Origin of the sequence: Natronorubrum halalkaliphilum (genome assembly GCF_009834785.1) — an archaeon.
Classification (GTDB): Archaea; Halobacteriota; Halobacteria; order Halobacteriales; family Natrialbaceae; genus Natronorubrum; species Natronorubrum halalkaliphilum.
Window position 1 is genome coordinate 1 of the sequence record NZ_WUYX01000030.1, and the last position, 15,956, is coordinate 15,956.

General features: G+C 62.9%; 20 protein-coding genes. 11 read left to right on the forward strand and 9 right to left on the reverse strand.

Annotation, left to right across the window (positions count from 1 at the left end; genetic code table 11):
• The first annotated feature begins 421 nt into the window (after nt 1–421).
• The 3 genes from GS429_RS10160 to GS429_RS10170 all read left to right on the forward strand — a co-directional run bounded on the left by GS429_RS10160 (nt 422) and on the right by GS429_RS10170 (nt 2,192).
• Entirely contained in the window at nt 422–1,393 is a 972-nt protein-coding gene (locus GS429_RS10160) for a transcription initiation factor IIB (protein WP_160065199.1), read from the forward strand.
• Between the two features lie 113 nt (nt 1,394–1,506).
• Nucleotides 1,507–1,686: a DUF7836 family putative zinc-binding protein gene (locus GS429_RS22155; protein WP_160065201.1), complete on the forward strand. Its 180-nt coding sequence runs from the start codon at nt 1,507–1,509 to the stop codon at nt 1,684–1,686.
• A gap of 269 nt (nt 1,687–1,955) precedes the next feature.
• On the forward strand, nt 1,956–2,192 hold the full coding sequence (locus tag GS429_RS10170) for a UPF0058 family protein (RefSeq protein WP_160065203.1): 237 nt from the start codon (nt 1,956–1,958) through the stop codon (nt 2,190–2,192).
• Between the two features lie 127 nt (nt 2,193–2,319).
• Here GS429_RS10170 and GS429_RS10175 read toward each other — a convergent pair whose 3' ends face one another.
• A complete protein-coding gene (locus GS429_RS10175; RefSeq protein ID WP_160065205.1) occupies nt 2,320–2,826 on the reverse strand; it encodes a DUF555 domain-containing protein in 507 nt (168 codons plus the stop codon).
• Nucleotides 2,827–2,995: 169 nt separating this feature from the next.
• Between GS429_RS10175 and GS429_RS10180 the strand changes: the two genes are divergently transcribed.
• Nucleotides 2,996–3,877, forward strand: a complete 882-nt coding sequence (locus tag GS429_RS10180; protein WP_160065207.1) for a DNA-3-methyladenine glycosylase family protein — start codon at nt 2,996–2,998, stop codon at nt 3,875–3,877.
• An 86-nt stretch (nt 3,878–3,963) separates the two neighbouring features.
• Nucleotides 3,964–4,281: a DUF3784 domain-containing protein gene (locus GS429_RS10185; protein WP_160065209.1), complete on the forward strand. Its 318-nt coding sequence runs from the start codon at nt 3,964–3,966 to the stop codon at nt 4,279–4,281.
• Between the two features lie 151 nt (nt 4,282–4,432).
• Here the strand turns inward: GS429_RS10185 and GS429_RS10190 are convergent, their stop codons facing one another.
• Nucleotides 4,433–4,678, reverse strand: coding sequence for a hypothetical protein (locus GS429_RS10190; protein ID WP_160065211.1), 246 nt, complete (start codon nt 4,676–4,678; stop codon nt 4,433–4,435).
• A gap of 175 nt (nt 4,679–4,853) precedes the next feature.
• Here GS429_RS10190 and GS429_RS10195 point away from each other — a divergent pair, with 175 nt between their 5' ends.
• Nucleotides 4,854–5,132 (forward strand): acylphosphatase, encoded by a 279-nt coding sequence (locus GS429_RS10195; RefSeq protein ID WP_160065213.1) that lies wholly within the window; start codon nt 4,854–4,856, stop codon nt 5,130–5,132.
• A gap of 71 nt (nt 5,133–5,203) precedes the next feature.
• Here GS429_RS10195 and GS429_RS10200 read toward each other — a convergent pair whose 3' ends face one another.
• A complete protein-coding gene (locus GS429_RS10200; protein ID WP_328821334.1) occupies nt 5,204–5,701 on the reverse strand; it encodes a hypothetical protein in 498 nt (165 codons plus the stop codon).
• A 175-nt stretch (nt 5,702–5,876) separates the two neighbouring features.
• On the opposite strand from GS429_RS10200, the gene GS429_RS10205 reads away from it, so the two are divergent.
• Together GS429_RS10205 and moaC are read left to right on the forward strand one after the other, a co-directional pair.
• Nucleotides 5,877–7,304: an NAD(P)H-hydrate dehydratase gene (locus tag GS429_RS10205; RefSeq protein ID WP_160065217.1), complete on the forward strand. Its 1,428-nt coding sequence runs from the start codon at nt 5,877–5,879 to the stop codon at nt 7,302–7,304.
• A complete protein-coding gene (gene moaC / locus GS429_RS10210; RefSeq protein WP_160065219.1) occupies nt 7,297–7,851 on the forward strand; it encodes a cyclic pyranopterin monophosphate synthase MoaC in 555 nt (184 codons plus the stop codon). The genes GS429_RS10205 and moaC overlap by 8 nt, the downstream gene beginning before the upstream one ends.
• A gap of 14 nt (nt 7,852–7,865) precedes the next feature.
• Here the strand turns inward: moaC and GS429_RS10215 are convergent, their stop codons facing one another.
• From GS429_RS10215 to GS429_RS10240, 6 genes are all read right to left on the reverse strand, one after another.
• Complete coding sequence (locus GS429_RS10215; protein WP_160065221.1) at nt 7,866–8,270, reverse strand: VOC family protein; 405 nt, start codon at nt 8,268–8,270, stop codon at nt 7,866–7,868.
• 5 nt (nt 8,271–8,275) lie between these two features.
• Nucleotides 8,276–9,019, reverse strand: coding sequence for a beta-ketoacyl-ACP reductase (locus GS429_RS10220; RefSeq protein WP_160065223.1), 744 nt, complete (start codon nt 9,017–9,019; stop codon nt 8,276–8,278).
• 90 nt (nt 9,020–9,109) lie between these two features.
• Nucleotides 9,110–10,735 (reverse strand): class III poly(R)-hydroxyalkanoic acid synthase subunit PhaC, encoded by a 1,626-nt coding sequence (phaC, locus tag GS429_RS10225; protein ID WP_160065225.1) that lies wholly within the window; start codon nt 10,733–10,735, stop codon nt 9,110–9,112.
• A complete protein-coding gene (locus GS429_RS10230) occupies nt 10,732–11,277 on the reverse strand; it encodes a poly(R)-hydroxyalkanoic acid synthase subunit (RefSeq protein WP_160065227.1) in 546 nt (181 codons plus the stop codon). The genes phaC and GS429_RS10230 overlap by 4 nt, the downstream gene beginning before the upstream one ends.
• A gap of 52 nt (nt 11,278–11,329) precedes the next feature.
• On the reverse strand, nt 11,330–11,815 hold the full coding sequence (locus GS429_RS10235; protein WP_160065229.1) for a hypothetical protein: 486 nt from the start codon (nt 11,813–11,815) through the stop codon (nt 11,330–11,332).
• Nucleotides 11,812–12,132 (reverse strand): AbrB/MazE/SpoVT family DNA-binding domain-containing protein, encoded by a 321-nt coding sequence (locus GS429_RS10240; RefSeq protein WP_160065231.1) that lies wholly within the window; start codon nt 12,130–12,132, stop codon nt 11,812–11,814. The genes GS429_RS10235 and GS429_RS10240 overlap by 4 nt, the downstream gene beginning before the upstream one ends.
• Before the next feature lie 261 nt (nt 12,133–12,393).
• On the opposite strand from GS429_RS10240, the gene GS429_RS10245 reads away from it, so the two are divergent.
• The 3 genes from GS429_RS10245 to GS429_RS10255 all read left to right on the forward strand — a co-directional run bounded on the left by GS429_RS10245 (nt 12,394) and on the right by GS429_RS10255 (nt 15,949).
• A complete protein-coding gene (locus tag GS429_RS10245) occupies nt 12,394–13,029 on the forward strand; it encodes a MaoC family dehydratase (protein ID WP_160065233.1) in 636 nt (211 codons plus the stop codon).
• 158 nt (nt 13,030–13,187) lie between these two features.
• Complete coding sequence (locus GS429_RS10250) at nt 13,188–14,606, forward strand: phosphohexomutase domain-containing protein (protein WP_160065235.1); 1,419 nt, start codon at nt 13,188–13,190, stop codon at nt 14,604–14,606.
• A gap of 287 nt (nt 14,607–14,893) precedes the next feature.
• Entirely contained in the window at nt 14,894–15,949 is a 1,056-nt protein-coding gene (locus GS429_RS10255; RefSeq protein ID WP_160065237.1) for a BMP family lipoprotein, read from the forward strand.
• The last annotated feature ends 7 nt before the right edge of the window (nt 15,950–15,956 follow it).

Sequence of the window (15,956 nt, forward strand, 5' to 3'; positions counted from 1 at the left end):
TGACCCCTGCCGACAAAGCATATCTCCACCGTAGATCGCCCCCTACGAGATACTAACGAAATCAGCTGGGGCTAAACACGTACTCGTTACAGCAAACCGTCTCAGTACCAACGTATATGGACAGTACTTTTCTGTAGATCAGCCTCGTACACGCGAGTGAAACAGTGATCACAGTCAGTATCACCGATTCGGCACCTCACGAGGACTCGAGTGATGCTGGAGTGGGGTACCGCAGCCCGAACAGCCTATTCCAAACGATTAATAGACATATAACCGGAACATATATACCAGGAAATCCGATTAGTTTATAAAGCAAACGAAACCTTTATATGGGTTTCGGCCTAACTATATGTTAGCCGAGGCATCCGGGTTTCTTCTGGTTACCCCACCCGGGAGCCCCGAGTAACCAACCCGATACACCATGACAGACACCACCATCAGAACCTACACGAACGAAACGGAGGACGAAGAAACGACCGAGCGGTCGGGTGAGCAAGAGCACTGCCCGGAGTGTGGCGGCCGGCTCGTCTCCGACGACGAACACGCCGAGACGGTGTGTAGCGACTGCGGCCTCGTCGTCGAGGAAGACGAGATCGACCGCGGCCCCGAATGGCGGGCGTTCGACTCCGCCGAGAAGGACAAGAAGTCCCGCGTCGGCGCCCCGACGACGAACATGATGCACGACCAGGGGCTCTCGACCAACATCGGCTGGCAGGACAAGGACGCCTACGGCCGCGCGCTCTCGAGTCGCCAGCGCCAGAAGATGCAGCGGCTTCGCACGTGGAACGAGCGCTTCCGCACCCGCGACTCGAAAGAGCGCAACCTCAAGCAGGCCCTCGGCGAGATCGACCGCATGGCCAGCGCGCTCGGTCTCCCGGAGAACGTCCGCGAGACCGCCAGCGTGATCTACCGCCGCGCACTCGAGGAGGATCTCCTTCCGGGGCGGTCGATCGAGGGCGTCGCAACGGCGTCGCTGTACGCCGCCGCTCGGCAGGCCGGCACGCCGCGCAGCCTCGACGAGATCTCGGCCGTCAGCCGCGTCGAAAAGATGGAGCTGACCCGCACGTACCGCTACGTCATCCGAGAACTCGGTCTCGAGGTCAAGCCCGCTGACCCCGAACACTACGTCCCGCGGTTCGTCAGCGATCTCGACCTCTCGGACGAGACCGAACGGATGGCCCGCGAACTGCTCGAATCGGCCCGTCAGGAGGGCGTCCACAGCGGCAAGTCGCCGGTCGGTCTCGCCGCCGCAGCAGTGTACGCGGCCGCGCTCCTGACCAACGAGAAAGTCACCCAGAACGACGTCAGCGAAGTTGCGAGCATTTCCGAGGTTACGATCCGAAACCGGTACAAGGAACTGCTCGAGGCCTCCGATACGGCTGCGCCCGCGTAAGCGGGACCGAGCCCGTCATCGGCGGTGTCGATATGCTGTCGGGTGGTTTTTTCGGCCGATTCGGAATCGAACGCGCGACAACGTTTTTCAATGAGGGTGTGTAACAGTGTGCCATGGACCAGACGACCGTCCAACTGTTGTGTCCAGAATGTACGAAAGATTGGCAGCACTCTCCTGGTGAACTGCCGTCCGCTGCTAAAATGTTCCATTGTCCGAACTGTCATGCGTCCCGACGAATGTCCGAATTTATGCGAACGGATCGCGATCTCCAGACGCTGAAGCAACTCGGATAAGACGGCGTCCCGTTTTCGTTCTCTTCACCGTTCAAACCATCGGTAGGGACGGTTTAACTCTCATGAGTAGGACCACTGGAAACTGGGATGTAACCGCTAATTAGTCCGATAATACCGTCTTATAGTCGGAGCCTTCTGGTGGTTACCGGAATATAGGGACAGCCTTCTCTCGCATCTAGACGATGATATACCAGTTATCGTACACGGGCCGCGTGTTAACGCGACTCAAGATAATAATATAACCCTGCAGTGGGTAGGATTGGATGGTTATGAAGAAGCAGGAGCTCATTCACCTTCACGGCCTTCTCGCGGAGGTATCGAACCAGTGTGCGGCGTGGGAGGATTGTCAGATCGACCTCGACGAATACGAGTCACTCGGTATTCGGCCGACATCGATCCACAAATCGAAAACAGATCACAAAGCTGCCGTCTTTGCGCTCGCCGGTGGAATCACCATGAACATGCGCGACGGAGAGCAGGAAGCAGTCGCCGCTACCGCAGACTGAAAACAACGTTGCGTTCTTCGCTACCCACCAATTTCACTGCCGAGATCCGTCTCTTTCTCGTCTGTCGCTCGTAGCAGAACTACCACACCAATTCCGGCCAGGAATCCACCGAAACCGCCGGTCTCGCTTACTCGACGAGGTCCTCGAATTCGGGGAGAATCTCGTCGTCGTCCGCATCAGTATTCCCTTCTGCTTCCGTTTCCGACGTCGACGACGTCTCGTCCGCACTCGAGTCTCCGTCTTGATCGTTCGACGAGTCGTCCGTCTCCGATTCCGACTCGTCTTCGTCTTCGTCTTCCTCCTCGAACTCCTCGACGCTGATCACCTCGAGCGGGATGTTCTCGAGGAGCTGGCCGATTTCCTTGCGGGCGATCCGCGAGGCGTGTTCCTCGCGCTCGACGTTGAACACGGTCATCTCCAGTTCGAGCGCGACGAGTGCTTCGTCGGCGGCGATAAAGGCGGGCGGTAGCTCCTCTCCCGACGGAGCGGTGCGCTCGCCCATGTTGATCTCGACGTAGTTCAGATCAGGGTTTAACATCTCGCCAGTCTTCGAGATAGCGATACGGATCGCCTCGTCTTCCGTTTCGACGTCGAACACCGGCACAGCAGCTTCGACAACAACCCTGCAGTGCATACCTAGACAATGTGTCGCCTACTGTATGAAGGTTCGCCTCACCCGACTCCACCGGTGTTGCCGTCGGGAGCATCTGCTTCGGATCGGTCGACGACACCGCGGTCTCGAGCGCCGCGTGCTCGCCGTCGGTTCGAAAGGCAAAAGCCCGCGCCCCCGAAGGCACGGACAGATGGAGACAGGGACGATCCCCCTCGCCGACCTCTCCGGCGGCCTCGACCTGTATCGGACCCTCGAGAGCGGCCAAAGCTACCTCTGGCGGCGCAGCGACGGTGAAATGTACACCGACACGCCGGCTCCCGACGCGTGGTATCACACCGTCGTCGACCGCGAAATCGTCCGTGTCAGAACTCAAAACGGGCGTCTCGAGTGGGAGTCATCGACCGACGCCGAACCGATCGTGCGCCGACTGTTACGGTTGAACGATGACCTCGAGACGATCGTCGCGGCCGCGCCGGACGATCCGCTCCTGGCGGAAGCCTACGAGGCACACCGCGGGATGCGGCTGGTCGACGATCCGCCGTTCGGCTGTCTGATCTCGTTTATCTGTTCGGCCCAGATGCGGGTGGGACGGATCCACACGATGGTCTCGACGCTGGCTCGAGAGTACGGCGATCCGATCGCGTTCGACGGCGAAACCTACCACGCGTTCCCGACGCCGGAGCAACTCGCGACGGCGACCGAGGCCGAACTGCGCGAGCTGGGGCTCGGCTACCGAGCGCCGTACGTCGTCCGAACGGCCGAGATGGTCGCCAGCGGGGAGGCAGATCCGGCCGAAGCCCGGAATCTCGAGTACGAAGCCGCTCGCGAGTCGCTGACCCGGTTCGTCGGTGTCGGCGACAAGGTTGCCGACTGCGTGCTCCTCTTCTCGCTGGGGTTCGACGAGGCCGTCCCGCTTGACACCTGGCTCAAGTCGGCGATCGAGGATTACTACCCCGACTGCGATCGCGGGTCGTACGCGGCGACCTCGCGGGCGCTTCGCGAGCGACTGGGCGGGAAATACGCCGGCTACGCACAGACGTACATCTTCCACCACCTGCGGACTGCAGAGTGAGTCTCAGTCCGCCGTGTACGGTTTGCTGGGCACGTCTTTGCTCGAAACTCGGAACCGTTTTGTGAGACGATTGTCAATAGCGGCGTATGAGTAACGGGACCGTGCTCACCCTGCTCGTCGCCGCGGGGTTCGTCGGCGCGCTGGGAATCCTCATCATGTACTTCGGCATGGTCCAATTGATCGCCGGCTACGATCCGGATCGGGTCTCCGACGAGGAAGCGCTTGCCGATTTTGTCGGGACGAACGCGCTGTACGTCGCCGGGCTGACCGCGCTCGTCGCATTCGTCGAGTACTCACAGTGGTTCGACGCCACCGGGGCGGTCTGGATCGCGTTCGTCGTCGGTGTCGTGGCGCTTGCCGCTCGAATGATCGTCGGGAGTCGCCGGTACGAAGCCCCAACGTAAGTTTCGCCACGGATCCCGCCACGACTCGAGCGGACCCGATTCACTGATCCGCTTTGTGGATCTGCGGCTTCGGCTTCTACTCACTCCCTCAGGGAGTACACGAGCGTCTGACTGCCCTCGAGAGCCAGTTTCGGTCGCTGGGCGATGGAGACTACTCGTAGTCATCGCGCCCGGTCAGCGCCCAGTACGCCTGCGAGAGGATCGTGATAGTGAAGACGAGCGCGAGCAGCCCCGCGACTGCGAGCGCGATCGTTCGACCGAGCAGATAGAACGTGAGCCCGCCTGCGACGAGGACGAACAGGATCGAACCGACGACCAACTCGAGGAGTTCCCGGATCGTTGCGCGACCGGTCGAAACGTCGAGATATTCGTCTTCGAAGCGGTCGATGATTCCCATCTGTCCCTAGCAGAACGTCGTGCGTGGTTTGCTCTTCGATATCGGTTTCCGAACGCGATTTCAGACGCGACAACGCACGCTGTCGCGAGTTACCCGCTCCGGGTGTCCGACGTACCCGAGCGGATACGCCCGTGGGAGACCCGGATTTTTGACGCTCGCGATCGATGGATCGCGCATGGCGGACCGAACTCGCGCCCACGTTTTGGTTACGGGAACAGTACAGGGGGTCTACTACCGTGCGAACACTCGAGAGACGGCTCGAGAGAAGGGCGTCGGCGGCTGGGTACGGAACCTCGAGGACGGCCGCGTCGAGGCGATCTTCGAAGGGCCGGAAGACGCCGTCGAGTCGATGATCGAATGGTGTCACACGGGGAGTCCCGCAGCGGAAGTCGAAGACGTCGAGGCCGAATACGAGGAACCACAGGGCGAGGACGGGTTCGAAATCAGGTACTGATTCGGACTGCAGTCACGGCGATTCGGGAAGACGGGTGGACCAGGAATCGAGAGTTGAGAGTCGAAAGCGAGTCACTCACCGTCAGCAAAATACGCCGCGAGCCACGGTGGCTCGTCGCAGTAGTTCCACTCCGCCCAGTCGGCTTTCTCGCCGGCGTAGTAGGCCCTGTAGGCCGCGACGGGATCGTCGGGACGTTTGTACTCGTCGGGCATCGTCTGCGGCCGCGGTGTCGGCTCGTCGGTCGGGAACGCGATCAGGTCGGGATCGATACGTTCGATTACCTGCCAGCTGGCGTGATCGTCCGTCTTCTCGTACCGTTCGACGAACTCCGCGTTGAGCGCGTCGGCGTGGTCGCGCAAGCGGAGCCAGTTGGCTCGAGATTCGGTCGCCCACCGCGTCACGGGATGGCCGGTGTGAGTCGGCTTGTAGAGGAAGTCGGCGTCGTAGCCGTTTTCACGAGCCGCCGTACAGAGAACCTGTGCGGCCTCGAGAAGGAGTTTGTTGACGTGCTGGTCGCAGTGATAGCGCGCGGCGAGCCGCGGGTCCTCGTCGAGCCAGAAGACGTTCACAGCGGTGCTCGGAGACACGCGAACTTGAGCGTAGTGGCAACCTACGTAGGCCAATCGTGTGGTACGGTGTGTCGACCGCCGTTGGGTGATCGATCCGGTTCGGTCGACCAGCGACGCTCGGCGGAGTGGATGCGTCGTCCGCAATCTTCAACGGTCGGCCCGTCGAACCTCGAGTATGATCACAGGCGAGCGGATGGCCGCCGTCGACGAAAACGCCGCGGCACTGGGCGTGCCGAGAAAGCAACTGATGGAGTCGAGCGGGCACGCGGTCGCTCGCGGGGTCCGAGACGCCGCCGAACCGGGCTCGAGCGTCGCCATCGTCGCCGGACGCGGGAACAACGGCGGCGATGCCTTCGTCACGGCTCGCTTTCTGGACGACTACTCGGTCACCACCCTCTTGCTGGGTCGCGCCGAGACCATCGGAACCGAAATCGCTCGAGAGAACTGGGACGCGCTCCAGCGGGGCGGCTACGACACGCAGGAGGTCATGGACTCGAGTCAGTTCGCCCTCCCCGACTGCGACGTCGTCGTCGACGCGATGCTCGGGACCGGAATCAGCGGCGACCTCCGCGAACCCGCAGCGACCGCCGCGCGAGCGATCAACGAATCCGACGCTACCGTCGTCGCGGTCGACGTTCCCTCCGGTTTCGACGCCGACGACGGCGACCACGCGGACAACGGTGTCAAGGCCGACCGCGTCGTGACCTTCCACGACGCGAAACCCGGTCTCGAGGATCTCGACGCCAACGTCACGGTCGCCGATATCGGCATCCCGGAAGCGGCCGAGCGCGACGTTGGTCCGGGGGACATCTCGCTCGCGCGCCCCGACGGTCGCGAGGGGCGACCCAACGTCATCGGCGGCGGCCCCTACACCGGCGCGCCAGCGCTCGCCGCCCAGGGCGCCCTTCGTGCCAGTGCGGAACTCGCTTTTGTCGCCGCCCCCGACTCCGTCGCCGGCGAGATCCAGGGCTACAGCGAGGACCTCATCGTCCAGCCCTACGAGAGCGATATTCTCACGCCGGATCAAGTCGGCGATCTCCTCGAGACCGCCGAGGAGTACGACAACGTCGTGGTTCTGGGCCCGGGGCTGGGCACGGCCGACGAGACCCTCGAGGCCGCCCGTCAGTTTCTCGAATCCTACACCGGCCGGGCGGTCATCGATGCGGACGCCCTGAACGTCGTGCCCGGCCTCGACACCGACGCGACGCTAGTCTGTACGCCCAACCGCGGCGAGTTGGCGAGGATGGGCGGCCCCGACACCGACGATCTGGCCGCCGCAGCGGACGAAATTGAAGCCTTCGCGGCCGAGTTGGGTCACCTGGTGCTCGCGAAGGGGGCGACCGACGTCATCACCGACGGCGAACGGACCCGACTCAGTCGCTCCGGAACCGTCGGCATGAAAGTCGGCGGCACCGGCGACACGCTCGCCGGCATCGTCGCGGCCCTGATGGAACACGCCGAACCGTTCGACGCCGCCGCAGCGGGGGCCCACGTCAACGGCCTCGCTGGCGAACGGCTGGCGGAAACCCAGGAGCACGGCTTCCTCGCATCGGATATGCTCGCGGAGATTCCGGCGGTCCTGTGGGGTGAGACCGATGAGTGAGACGCCCGAAGAGGGGTCGTCAGCGGAGTCGGCTGCGGACGACCAGTCGTCAGCGGACTCGAGCGACGCAACCGCCGACGAACTCACCCACACTACCGACGAGGGAGACGTGCAGATGGTCGACGTCGGCGACAAACCCGACAGCGAGCGCCGCGCCGTCGCCGCCGGCGAAATCCGCCTCCAGCCGTCCACCATCGAGGCGATCCGGGAGGATCAAGTCGGAAAGGGAGACGTGCTGGCGACCGCTCGAGTCGGCGCGATTCAGGCCGTCAAACACACCTGGGAGACGATCCCGATGTGCCACCAGATTCCGATCACGAACGTCGACACCGACTTCTCGCTCGGGGACGACCGGATCGAACTGCAGGTGGGCGTCGAGACCACCGGCAAGACGGGGTGTGAGATGGAGGCGCTCGAGGGCGTCACGACCGGGTTGAACGTCGTCTGGGATATGGTCAAAGCCGTCGAGAAGGACGCGGACGGGCAGTACCCCGACACGGGAATCGAGAACGTACGGGTACTCGCGAAGGAGAAAGAGCGGGCCTGAGGACGCCGCCCTGGTCAGTCCAGATACTCGAGCAGTTCGATCCGCGTTCCCGCGGGGTCCTCGAAGAACGCGACCTTCAGGTCGCCGAAGACGGTGGGCTCCATGACGAACGAGACGTCGTCTTCGAGATCCGCAACCGCCGCGTCGACGTCGTCAACCGTGTAGCCGAAATGAAGGGGACCGTACGGTAATTCGTCGACGAGTCCCGCGGCCTCGTAGGGCGCCCGGTCGAAGACGTAGAGGTGTTTGTCGCCCACCATCAGTGCGGCGTGCTCGACAGCCGTCGCGCCAGAGGCTCCCTCGTCGGGGTGTTCGTGCTCGATGAGGTCGCCGTCGAGGGTATCGCGATAGAACGCGACGGCGTCATCGACGTTCGGGACTTTCAGTGCGACGTGATAGAACCCGTTCGGCGCGACCATGGTGGTTACAGATCCATCCCGCCGTTGACGTCGATAACCTCGCCGGTCACGTACGAGGAGTCCTCGCTGGCGAGGAAGCGAACGACGGCGGCGATGTCTTCGACCTCCGCGAGTCGCTCGAGCGGGATTCCGGAGATGATCCGTTCCAAGACGGCGTCCGGCACGCTCTCGAGCATGTCCGTGCGGGTAAACCCGGGTGCGACGCAGTTGGCCGTCGAGCCGCCCTTGGCGAGTTCGAGGGCGATCGTCCGGGTGAAACCGAACATTCCGCTCTTGGCGGCGGCGTAGTTGGCCTGTCCGAAGTTGCCCTGTTTCCCGACGACGCTCGAGATGTTGATGAGTCGGCCTTCGTCGGCGTTCCAGATGTCGTCGAAGAACACCTGCGTGCAGTTGAACATACCGCCGAGGTTGACGTCCATGACCCGATCCCACTCCTCGCGGGTCATCTCGGTGAACTGTTCGTCGGCCGTGATGCCGGCGTTGTTGACCAGGACGTCCGCCGGGCCGAACGCCTCGTGGCAGACATCGCGCATGTTGTTGACGTCGTCGCGGTTAGTGACGTCGGCTTTAGCTGTGACCGCCTGGCCGCCGGCCGATTCGATCGTTTCGACGGCCTCGTGGGCCGACCCCTCCGAAGAGCGGTAGTTGATGACGACGTTTGCCCCCTCCTCACCGAGGTACTCCGCGATGCCTCGTCCGATACCACGCGCCGAGCCGGTGATGATGCAGGTGCGTCCATCCATGGACATAGTACGTGAACATTACGCACCCGATGGTAAATAACGACCTGTTAGATATCGGAACTGAAAACGCGAACGGAACGGGAGAAGACGATCGGGCTACCGGTCCCGAGCCTGGCCGATCCAGTCTTCGAGCCGGCTGGGTGACAGTCCCGTCTCGGTGGCGAGTTCCGCCACGTCGGCGGCTGCGAGCTGGTCGAACGTCTCGATCCCGGCCTCGGCCAGCGCGTCCGCGTAAGCCTGCCCGACACCGGAGAGTTCGGTGAGATCGTCGGTTTCGGCCTCGATCGCGGAGTCGGCCGCGGCAGTCTCGTCGGTGACGTCGTCGACGACGTCCTCGTCGACCGTCATCTCGCCCGGTTCCGCGGGCTCCGTCTGCACGTCGTCCGCCTCGCGTTCGGCGATCTCCGCGTCGGATCGGTCTTCGCCGTGGCGATCGCTGGTTTCGGCGTCGATGTCGGCGGTCTCCGCGGTCGTCGTGTCAGGCGAGTCGGCGGTGTCGCTCGTGTCCGCGGACTCGACGCTCGAGCCGCCGTCGGTGAGGTCCTCGGGACCGGATTCGTCACCGGCTACGTCTCCCGCGAGTGCGGCGTCCGCGTCTGCGGGTTCCGGCGTCTCGGTTTCGGTCTCGACATCGGTTCCGTTCGAGCGCGATTCGAACCACTCGCAGACGTCCGGCCAGAGTTCGTCGTGACTCCGCGAGGAGACCGACATCCCGATGTGACCCGTCGCGAACTCCATGATCTGGGTGTCGTTGGACGAAATAACGTCGTTAAACGGCTTGGAGGCCTCCGGCGGGATGAGGTGGTCGTACTCCGCGACGATCTGGAGCACCGGCATGTCGATGTTCGTGAGGTCGACGTGTTCACCGTTCAGGTGGAGTTCGTTCTCGTACAGCTTGTTCTCCTGATAGATGTCGCGGATGAACTCCTCGTAGACGGTTCCCGCGACGTCGATTCCCTCGTCGAGCCAGCGCTCCATGCGGGCGAAGTTCTCGACGAAGTCCTCGTCCTCCATGTTGTCGTAGAATCGGACGTACTTCGTTACGTTGTTCGCGACGGGATCCATCAGCGCGAAACCGACGTCCAGGAACTCCGCGGGGACGTTATCGAACGTCTCGGTGACCGTTTCGGGATCGTAGTAGTTCTCGGAGCCCCAGAGCTCGAGCACGCCGCCGTCGCCGGCGAAACAGAGGCCGGCGGCCATCAGGGCGAGGTTCTCGACCTTCTCGGGGTACAGCGACGCGTACATGGCCGACTTCGTGCCGCCCATGCAGTAGCCGAGGATGTTGATCGAATCCTGACCGGAGCGCTCGCGGACGACGTCGACGCAGTTGTCGATGTAGCGGTTGACGTAGTCGTCGAGCGACAGCGTTCGATCCAGCTTGGAGGGTTCGCCCCAGTCGATCAGATAGACGTCGAAGCCGGCCTCGAGCAGCGTCTGGACCACCGAGCGATCCGGCTGCAGATCGAGGATGTAAGGCTTGTTGATCAGCGCGTACGTAACGAGGATCGGGACGTCGTGTTGCTCCTCGGTCATCGGCTCGTAGTGGAGCAGTTTGAGCTTATTCTCCTCGTAGACGACCTCGCTCGGCGTCTGACCGACCTCGATATTCTCGATGGTTTCGGTCCGTTCGGGGGCGACGTTACTCTTTTCGGCCAGATCGGCCGTCGCTTCCCAGGCCTGGCGTTGCATGTCCAGGACGGTTGTGAACGGATTCATCATTCCTCCTCGAGGTGTTCGAGGACGCGGTCCAGTTTCTGCTCGACGGCGTGTTGGCGGCGTTCGAGTTCGACGAGGCGGTCACCGACTTCGACGACGTCGTCTTCGGTCGCGAAGCCGAGCGTCCGCAGGGTGTCCTGAGAGGCTTCGTCGGCCTGTTGCTGGAGTTCGAGGACGTCGCCGACGGTCTCGCCCGTCATCTTGGCGAACGCGGTCGTCGACATGACGTCCTTGAACGCCTCGTTGGCCGTGTTGAGCCAGATATCGCGGAACTCCTCGATGTCGACGTCCTCGCCCTCGAACTGGTCGTTCATCCGGTCGACCATCTGCTGAGACGCGTTCATCCAGGTCTCGTAGGCGCGGGCGTAGCCCTCGACGCCGTCGGAGATTTCGTTCTCCTCGCTGACCTCGCCGACGGTCTCCGACCAGCTCTCGACGAACTGGGCCTGGGCTTCCATGTTCTCCTCGAGCGCATCGAGGAACTGTTCGTTCCACTGTTCGACGAAGGCGTTCCAGTTTTGCATCTGGGGCTGTGGATCTGTCATTGGCATAAAATTGGGAATCGATTGTCAAAAGGCTACGCCCTGTCGCGGCGGTCTACGCCGAAACGTCGAGCTCTTCTGCGGCCTCGCCGACGTTGTCGGCGACGGATTCGACGTTGGTCTCGACCTGTTCGTGGGCCTCGAGGGCGGCGTCGAAGGAGCTGTCGACCATCTCAGCGTAGTTCGCGGCGAACTCGTCGTATGCGGCCTCGGACTCGTCGATAGCTTCGAGAACGGCTTCCAGCGACTGATGCTGTGCCTCGGTCGCGGAGTCGAAGCCTTCGTCGACGAGGTCACGCATCTCGTCGAACTCGGCGCTTCCCTCGGGCATCGAGGCCTCGAGGGCGTCGAAGTAGGCGTGGACGGCGCCCTTGGTGAGTTCCGCGTTGGACTCGAAGAGCGTGCTCGAGGACTCGACGGCATCGCCGAAGGCGCTGATCGAGGCCTTCTGTGCCTCGAGGGCGTCGTGGGTGAAGTTCTGGGATTGTTCGAGTGCGGTGCGCTGTGCGTCGAAGACGGCGGTGAATGGGTTCTGAGTCATGATTGATCCTCTCGGTTGCGTTTGACGGGGACGACGATCGTCTGGACGATATCTCCCTCTTCGATGTCGAGGGCTTCCCGTTCCGGACCGGGAATGCTTATTCGACCGCCGCTCTGGACACGGGCCTTGAACGTCGCCGTTCCCATATTCATGGGGCCGAGACCGGCTCCGGTATCGAACGGGTTCGAACTACCGGCCTGCATCAGCTTCTTCATCATCTCCTGCTGGGATTCGGCAACCTGCTCGCCCGCCTCCTGCATCTGTTCGGTGAACATCGCAGGGGGAAACCAGGGCGTTCGGTCGGAGTCGTCCGTCATCACCAGTACCAATGCACTCGGTGCTGATAAACGTTTCCACTAGATACCATCTGATACCATTAGATGGGGCAGCCCGGATTGGACCTCCACTGAATGTTCCGGCTGACTGTCGTTCTGGACGGGGGCGATAGTCACCGTTGCCGACAGCAAGTCCCCCATCGAGAGGACTCCTAGTAATAAATTACTAGCAATCTACCGGAGTAACAGCGGCTTGGTGAAGCCAAAGAAGTCATAACGACCACACACCTAGCGACGCACTAGATGACCAACCAGAACGTTGCGAAACGGAACCTTGCCGCCATGACCGACGCGTGGACGTCGATGACCCAGACCTTCCTCGAGAGCGCAACCGCTGCAAACCGCGCTGCTATGTCCGCGATGCTCGTCCCTAGCACGTCGAACGGCTCCGACAGCAAGACCGTCGCCGCGTCGATCCCCTCGATCGACCACTCGAACCTCGACTGGCAGTTCGACCGGACCGTCGACGACTCGGATCATATCAGCGTCGGCGACACCGTCACGTTCGAGAAAGTTCTCAGCGAAGACGACGTCCGCGCGTTCGCCCACGTCAGCGGCGACACGAATCGACTCCACCTCGACGACGATTTCGCGGCCGATACCCGCTTCGGCGAACGGATCGTCCACGGGACGCTCGTCTCCGGTCTCATCAGCGCCGCACTGGCTCGACTCCCCGGACTCACCATCTACCTCTCCCAGGACCTCGAGTTCAGCGGTCCCGTCGGCATCGGCGACCGCGTCTCCGCGCGCGTCGAAGTCGTCGAAAACCTCGGCAACGACCAGTACCGCCTCGAGACGGTCATTCGGAACGAAGATGACGACGCGACCGTGATCAACGGCGAGGCCGTCGTGCTGATCGACGACCTGCCGGCGGAGTAGTCCGACGCATCCGTCGACGCCCGGTCAGCGCGCATATCCGTGGTTACTGGTTCGGTTTCCCCGCCCGGTCCGCCCGTCATCGGCGACAGAAATGAGGATTTTGCGACAGTTTTCCGTTCTCCGACAGTATAAGTAGTTCCTCGCGGAACGGCACCCATATGACGCTATTCGGGACAGCAGGGATCCGCGGCCCAGTCGAGGAGGTCACGCCGTCGCTTGCGCTCTCGGTCGGCCAGGCCGCCGGCGAGCCGGGCGCGACGTTCGTGATCGGCCGCGACGGCCGGGTAACGGGTCCGGCACTCGCCGCGGCCGTCGAAGCCGGCCTCGAGAGCGCCGGTGCCGACGTCTACCGGATCGGACAGGTGCCGACGCCGGCGCTCGCGTTCGCCTCGCGCGGCCGAAAGGGCGTGATGCTCACCGCGAGCCACAACCCGCCCGAAGACAACGGAATCAAACTCTTTGCAAACGGCGTCGAGTACGACCGCAACGCCGAACGAGCCGTCGAAGCGCAGGTCGCAACCGACGACTCTGCGGCCGGACTCGCCCGCTGGGACGAGTGGGGCCGATCGACGAAAGTCGACGTCCTCGAGCAGTACCGTGACGGCGTCGTCTCCTACGTTCGCGACCAGTTCGGCGAGGCGGATCGAACCCGATCGACCGAGCCTTTGCTACTCGCCGACCTGTCCGTTGCCGTCGACTGTGGCAACGGCATGGGATCGCTCGCAACGCCACACGTGCTCGAGCGCCTCGGTGCCGACGTCGTCGCGGTCAACGCGAACGTCGACGGCCACTTCGACGCTCGCGAGAGCAAACCGACGCCGGAGACGCTGTCGGAGTTCACCGCCTTCCTCGCGGACGGTCGGTTCGACCTCGGACTGGCCCACGACGGCGACGGAGACCGTCTCGTCGTGCTCGGTCCCGACGGGGCCGTGATCCACGAAGACACCGTCCTCGCGGTCGTCGCAGCCCACTATACGGCGGCGAGCGAGGTCGGCGACCCAGTCGTCGTCACCACGCCCAACGCCTCGGCTCGTATCGACGAACAGGTCCGAAACGCCGGCGGGCGCGTCGAACGGGTCCGCCTCGGCGCGCTTCACGAAGGCATCGCTCGAGTGCGTCGGGACGCCGCCGACACGACCGATGACTCGAGCGACGAAACGGCGGTCGTCTTCGCGGCCGAACCGTGGAAACACATCCACACCGCCTTCGGCGGCTGGATCGACGCCGTCGCGAGCGCCGCCACGGTCGGCGCGCTCGTCGCCGACGCCGGCGGGACGGACTCGCTACGTGCTCCCGTCACCGAACGCCCCTACCGGAAGGTCAGCGTCGACTGCCCCGACGAGGCGAAGGCCGATACGATGACCGCTCTCGAGACCGACCTCCCCGAGGCGTTCCCCGACGCAACGGTCGACACCGACTACGGCGTCCGCCTCGAGTTCGCCGATGCGTCCTGGGTTCTCGTCCGACCGAGCGGCACCGAACCCTACGTGCGGATCTACGCCGAAAGCGATACCGTCGACGAACTGGTCGCAGACGCGCGTGACGTCGTCGAGTCGACCGTCGACGACTCGAAGTAGCGTCGGAGGCGATTTCCGACGCCGACACCAGTCTCCACCTTCGTCGGTTGTTATACTGCCGGACAGAACTATTGTGAAGATTCACCGTCTCCGTCCGGCGAATCTTCATCATTGACTTCTGTCCGGCAGTATACGCGAGCGGATCCGCACTCGTCGAATCGACCGGTTCGTATACGGAAACGGCGGTGAGAGAACTGGCTTGGGGCCTGTGGAATATGTTTAACCACTTATTCGATTTGTACTACAGTTCGACGAGTATAAAGGGGAGGTCTGCGTTAGATGATACCATGCCACGCGATAGGCGAACGGTACTGAAGGGTGCGGGGGTTGCTGGACTGACGGCGATGGCCGGTTGTGTCGGCGGCTTCGGTGACGAAGCGGAGGACACAGAGGCGCGGGTCGGCATGGTGTACGCGACCGGCGGCCTCGGCGACAACTCGTTCAACGATATGGCCCAGGAAGGGGTGTTGACTGCACAGGACGATTACGATATCGCATTCGACGAGAGCGAACCGGAAAGCGAAGGTGAGTTCGACGGTGCACAGCGTGACTTCGCCGAATCCGGCGACTACGATCTGATCAGTTGCATCGGCTTCGCCCAGGAAGACGCACTCTCCGGGAACGCGCCCGAGTATCCCGATCAAAACTTCATCATCATCGACGCGGTCCTCGAGGAGGACAACGTTCGAAGCTACGTGTTCGGCGAGCCTGAAGGATCGTTTCAGGTCGGTCACCTGTCAGGTCTGCTGACCGGTGAGGAGTTTTCGGCTGGTGACGGCGAGACGAACACGGACGCGGATGTCGTTGGCTTCGTCGGCGGCGTCGAGTCGCCCCTGATTCAGTCGTTCGAGGCCGGCTTCGAGGCCGGCGTCGAGCACGCGAACGAGGATGCCGACGTCGTCTCGTCGTATGTCGGCGACTTCAACGACACGGCCGGCGGACAGGAGGCAGCGCTCTCGATGTACCAGGACCACGACGCCGACATTGTCTTCCACGCAGCGGGTGCGACCGGCGTCGGCGTTTTCCAGGCCGCCGAGTCCGAAGGTCGGTTCGCGATCGGTGTCGACGCCGATCAGTCGCTCACCGAATCCGATTACGCCGACGTGATCCTCGCGAGTATGGTCAAGCAGGTCGACACCGCGGTCTACACCGCCGTTGAATCGGTCGTCAACGATGAGTTCGAAGGCGGCGAGGTCGAAGAGCTCGGCCTCGAAGAGGACGGCGTTGCGGCCGTCTACGGCGATACGATCGGCGACGAGATTCCCGACGATGTCAAAGATCAACTCGAGGAGTCCAGACAGGCGATCATCGACGGCGAGATCGATGTCCCACAAGAACCGTAACGCATGA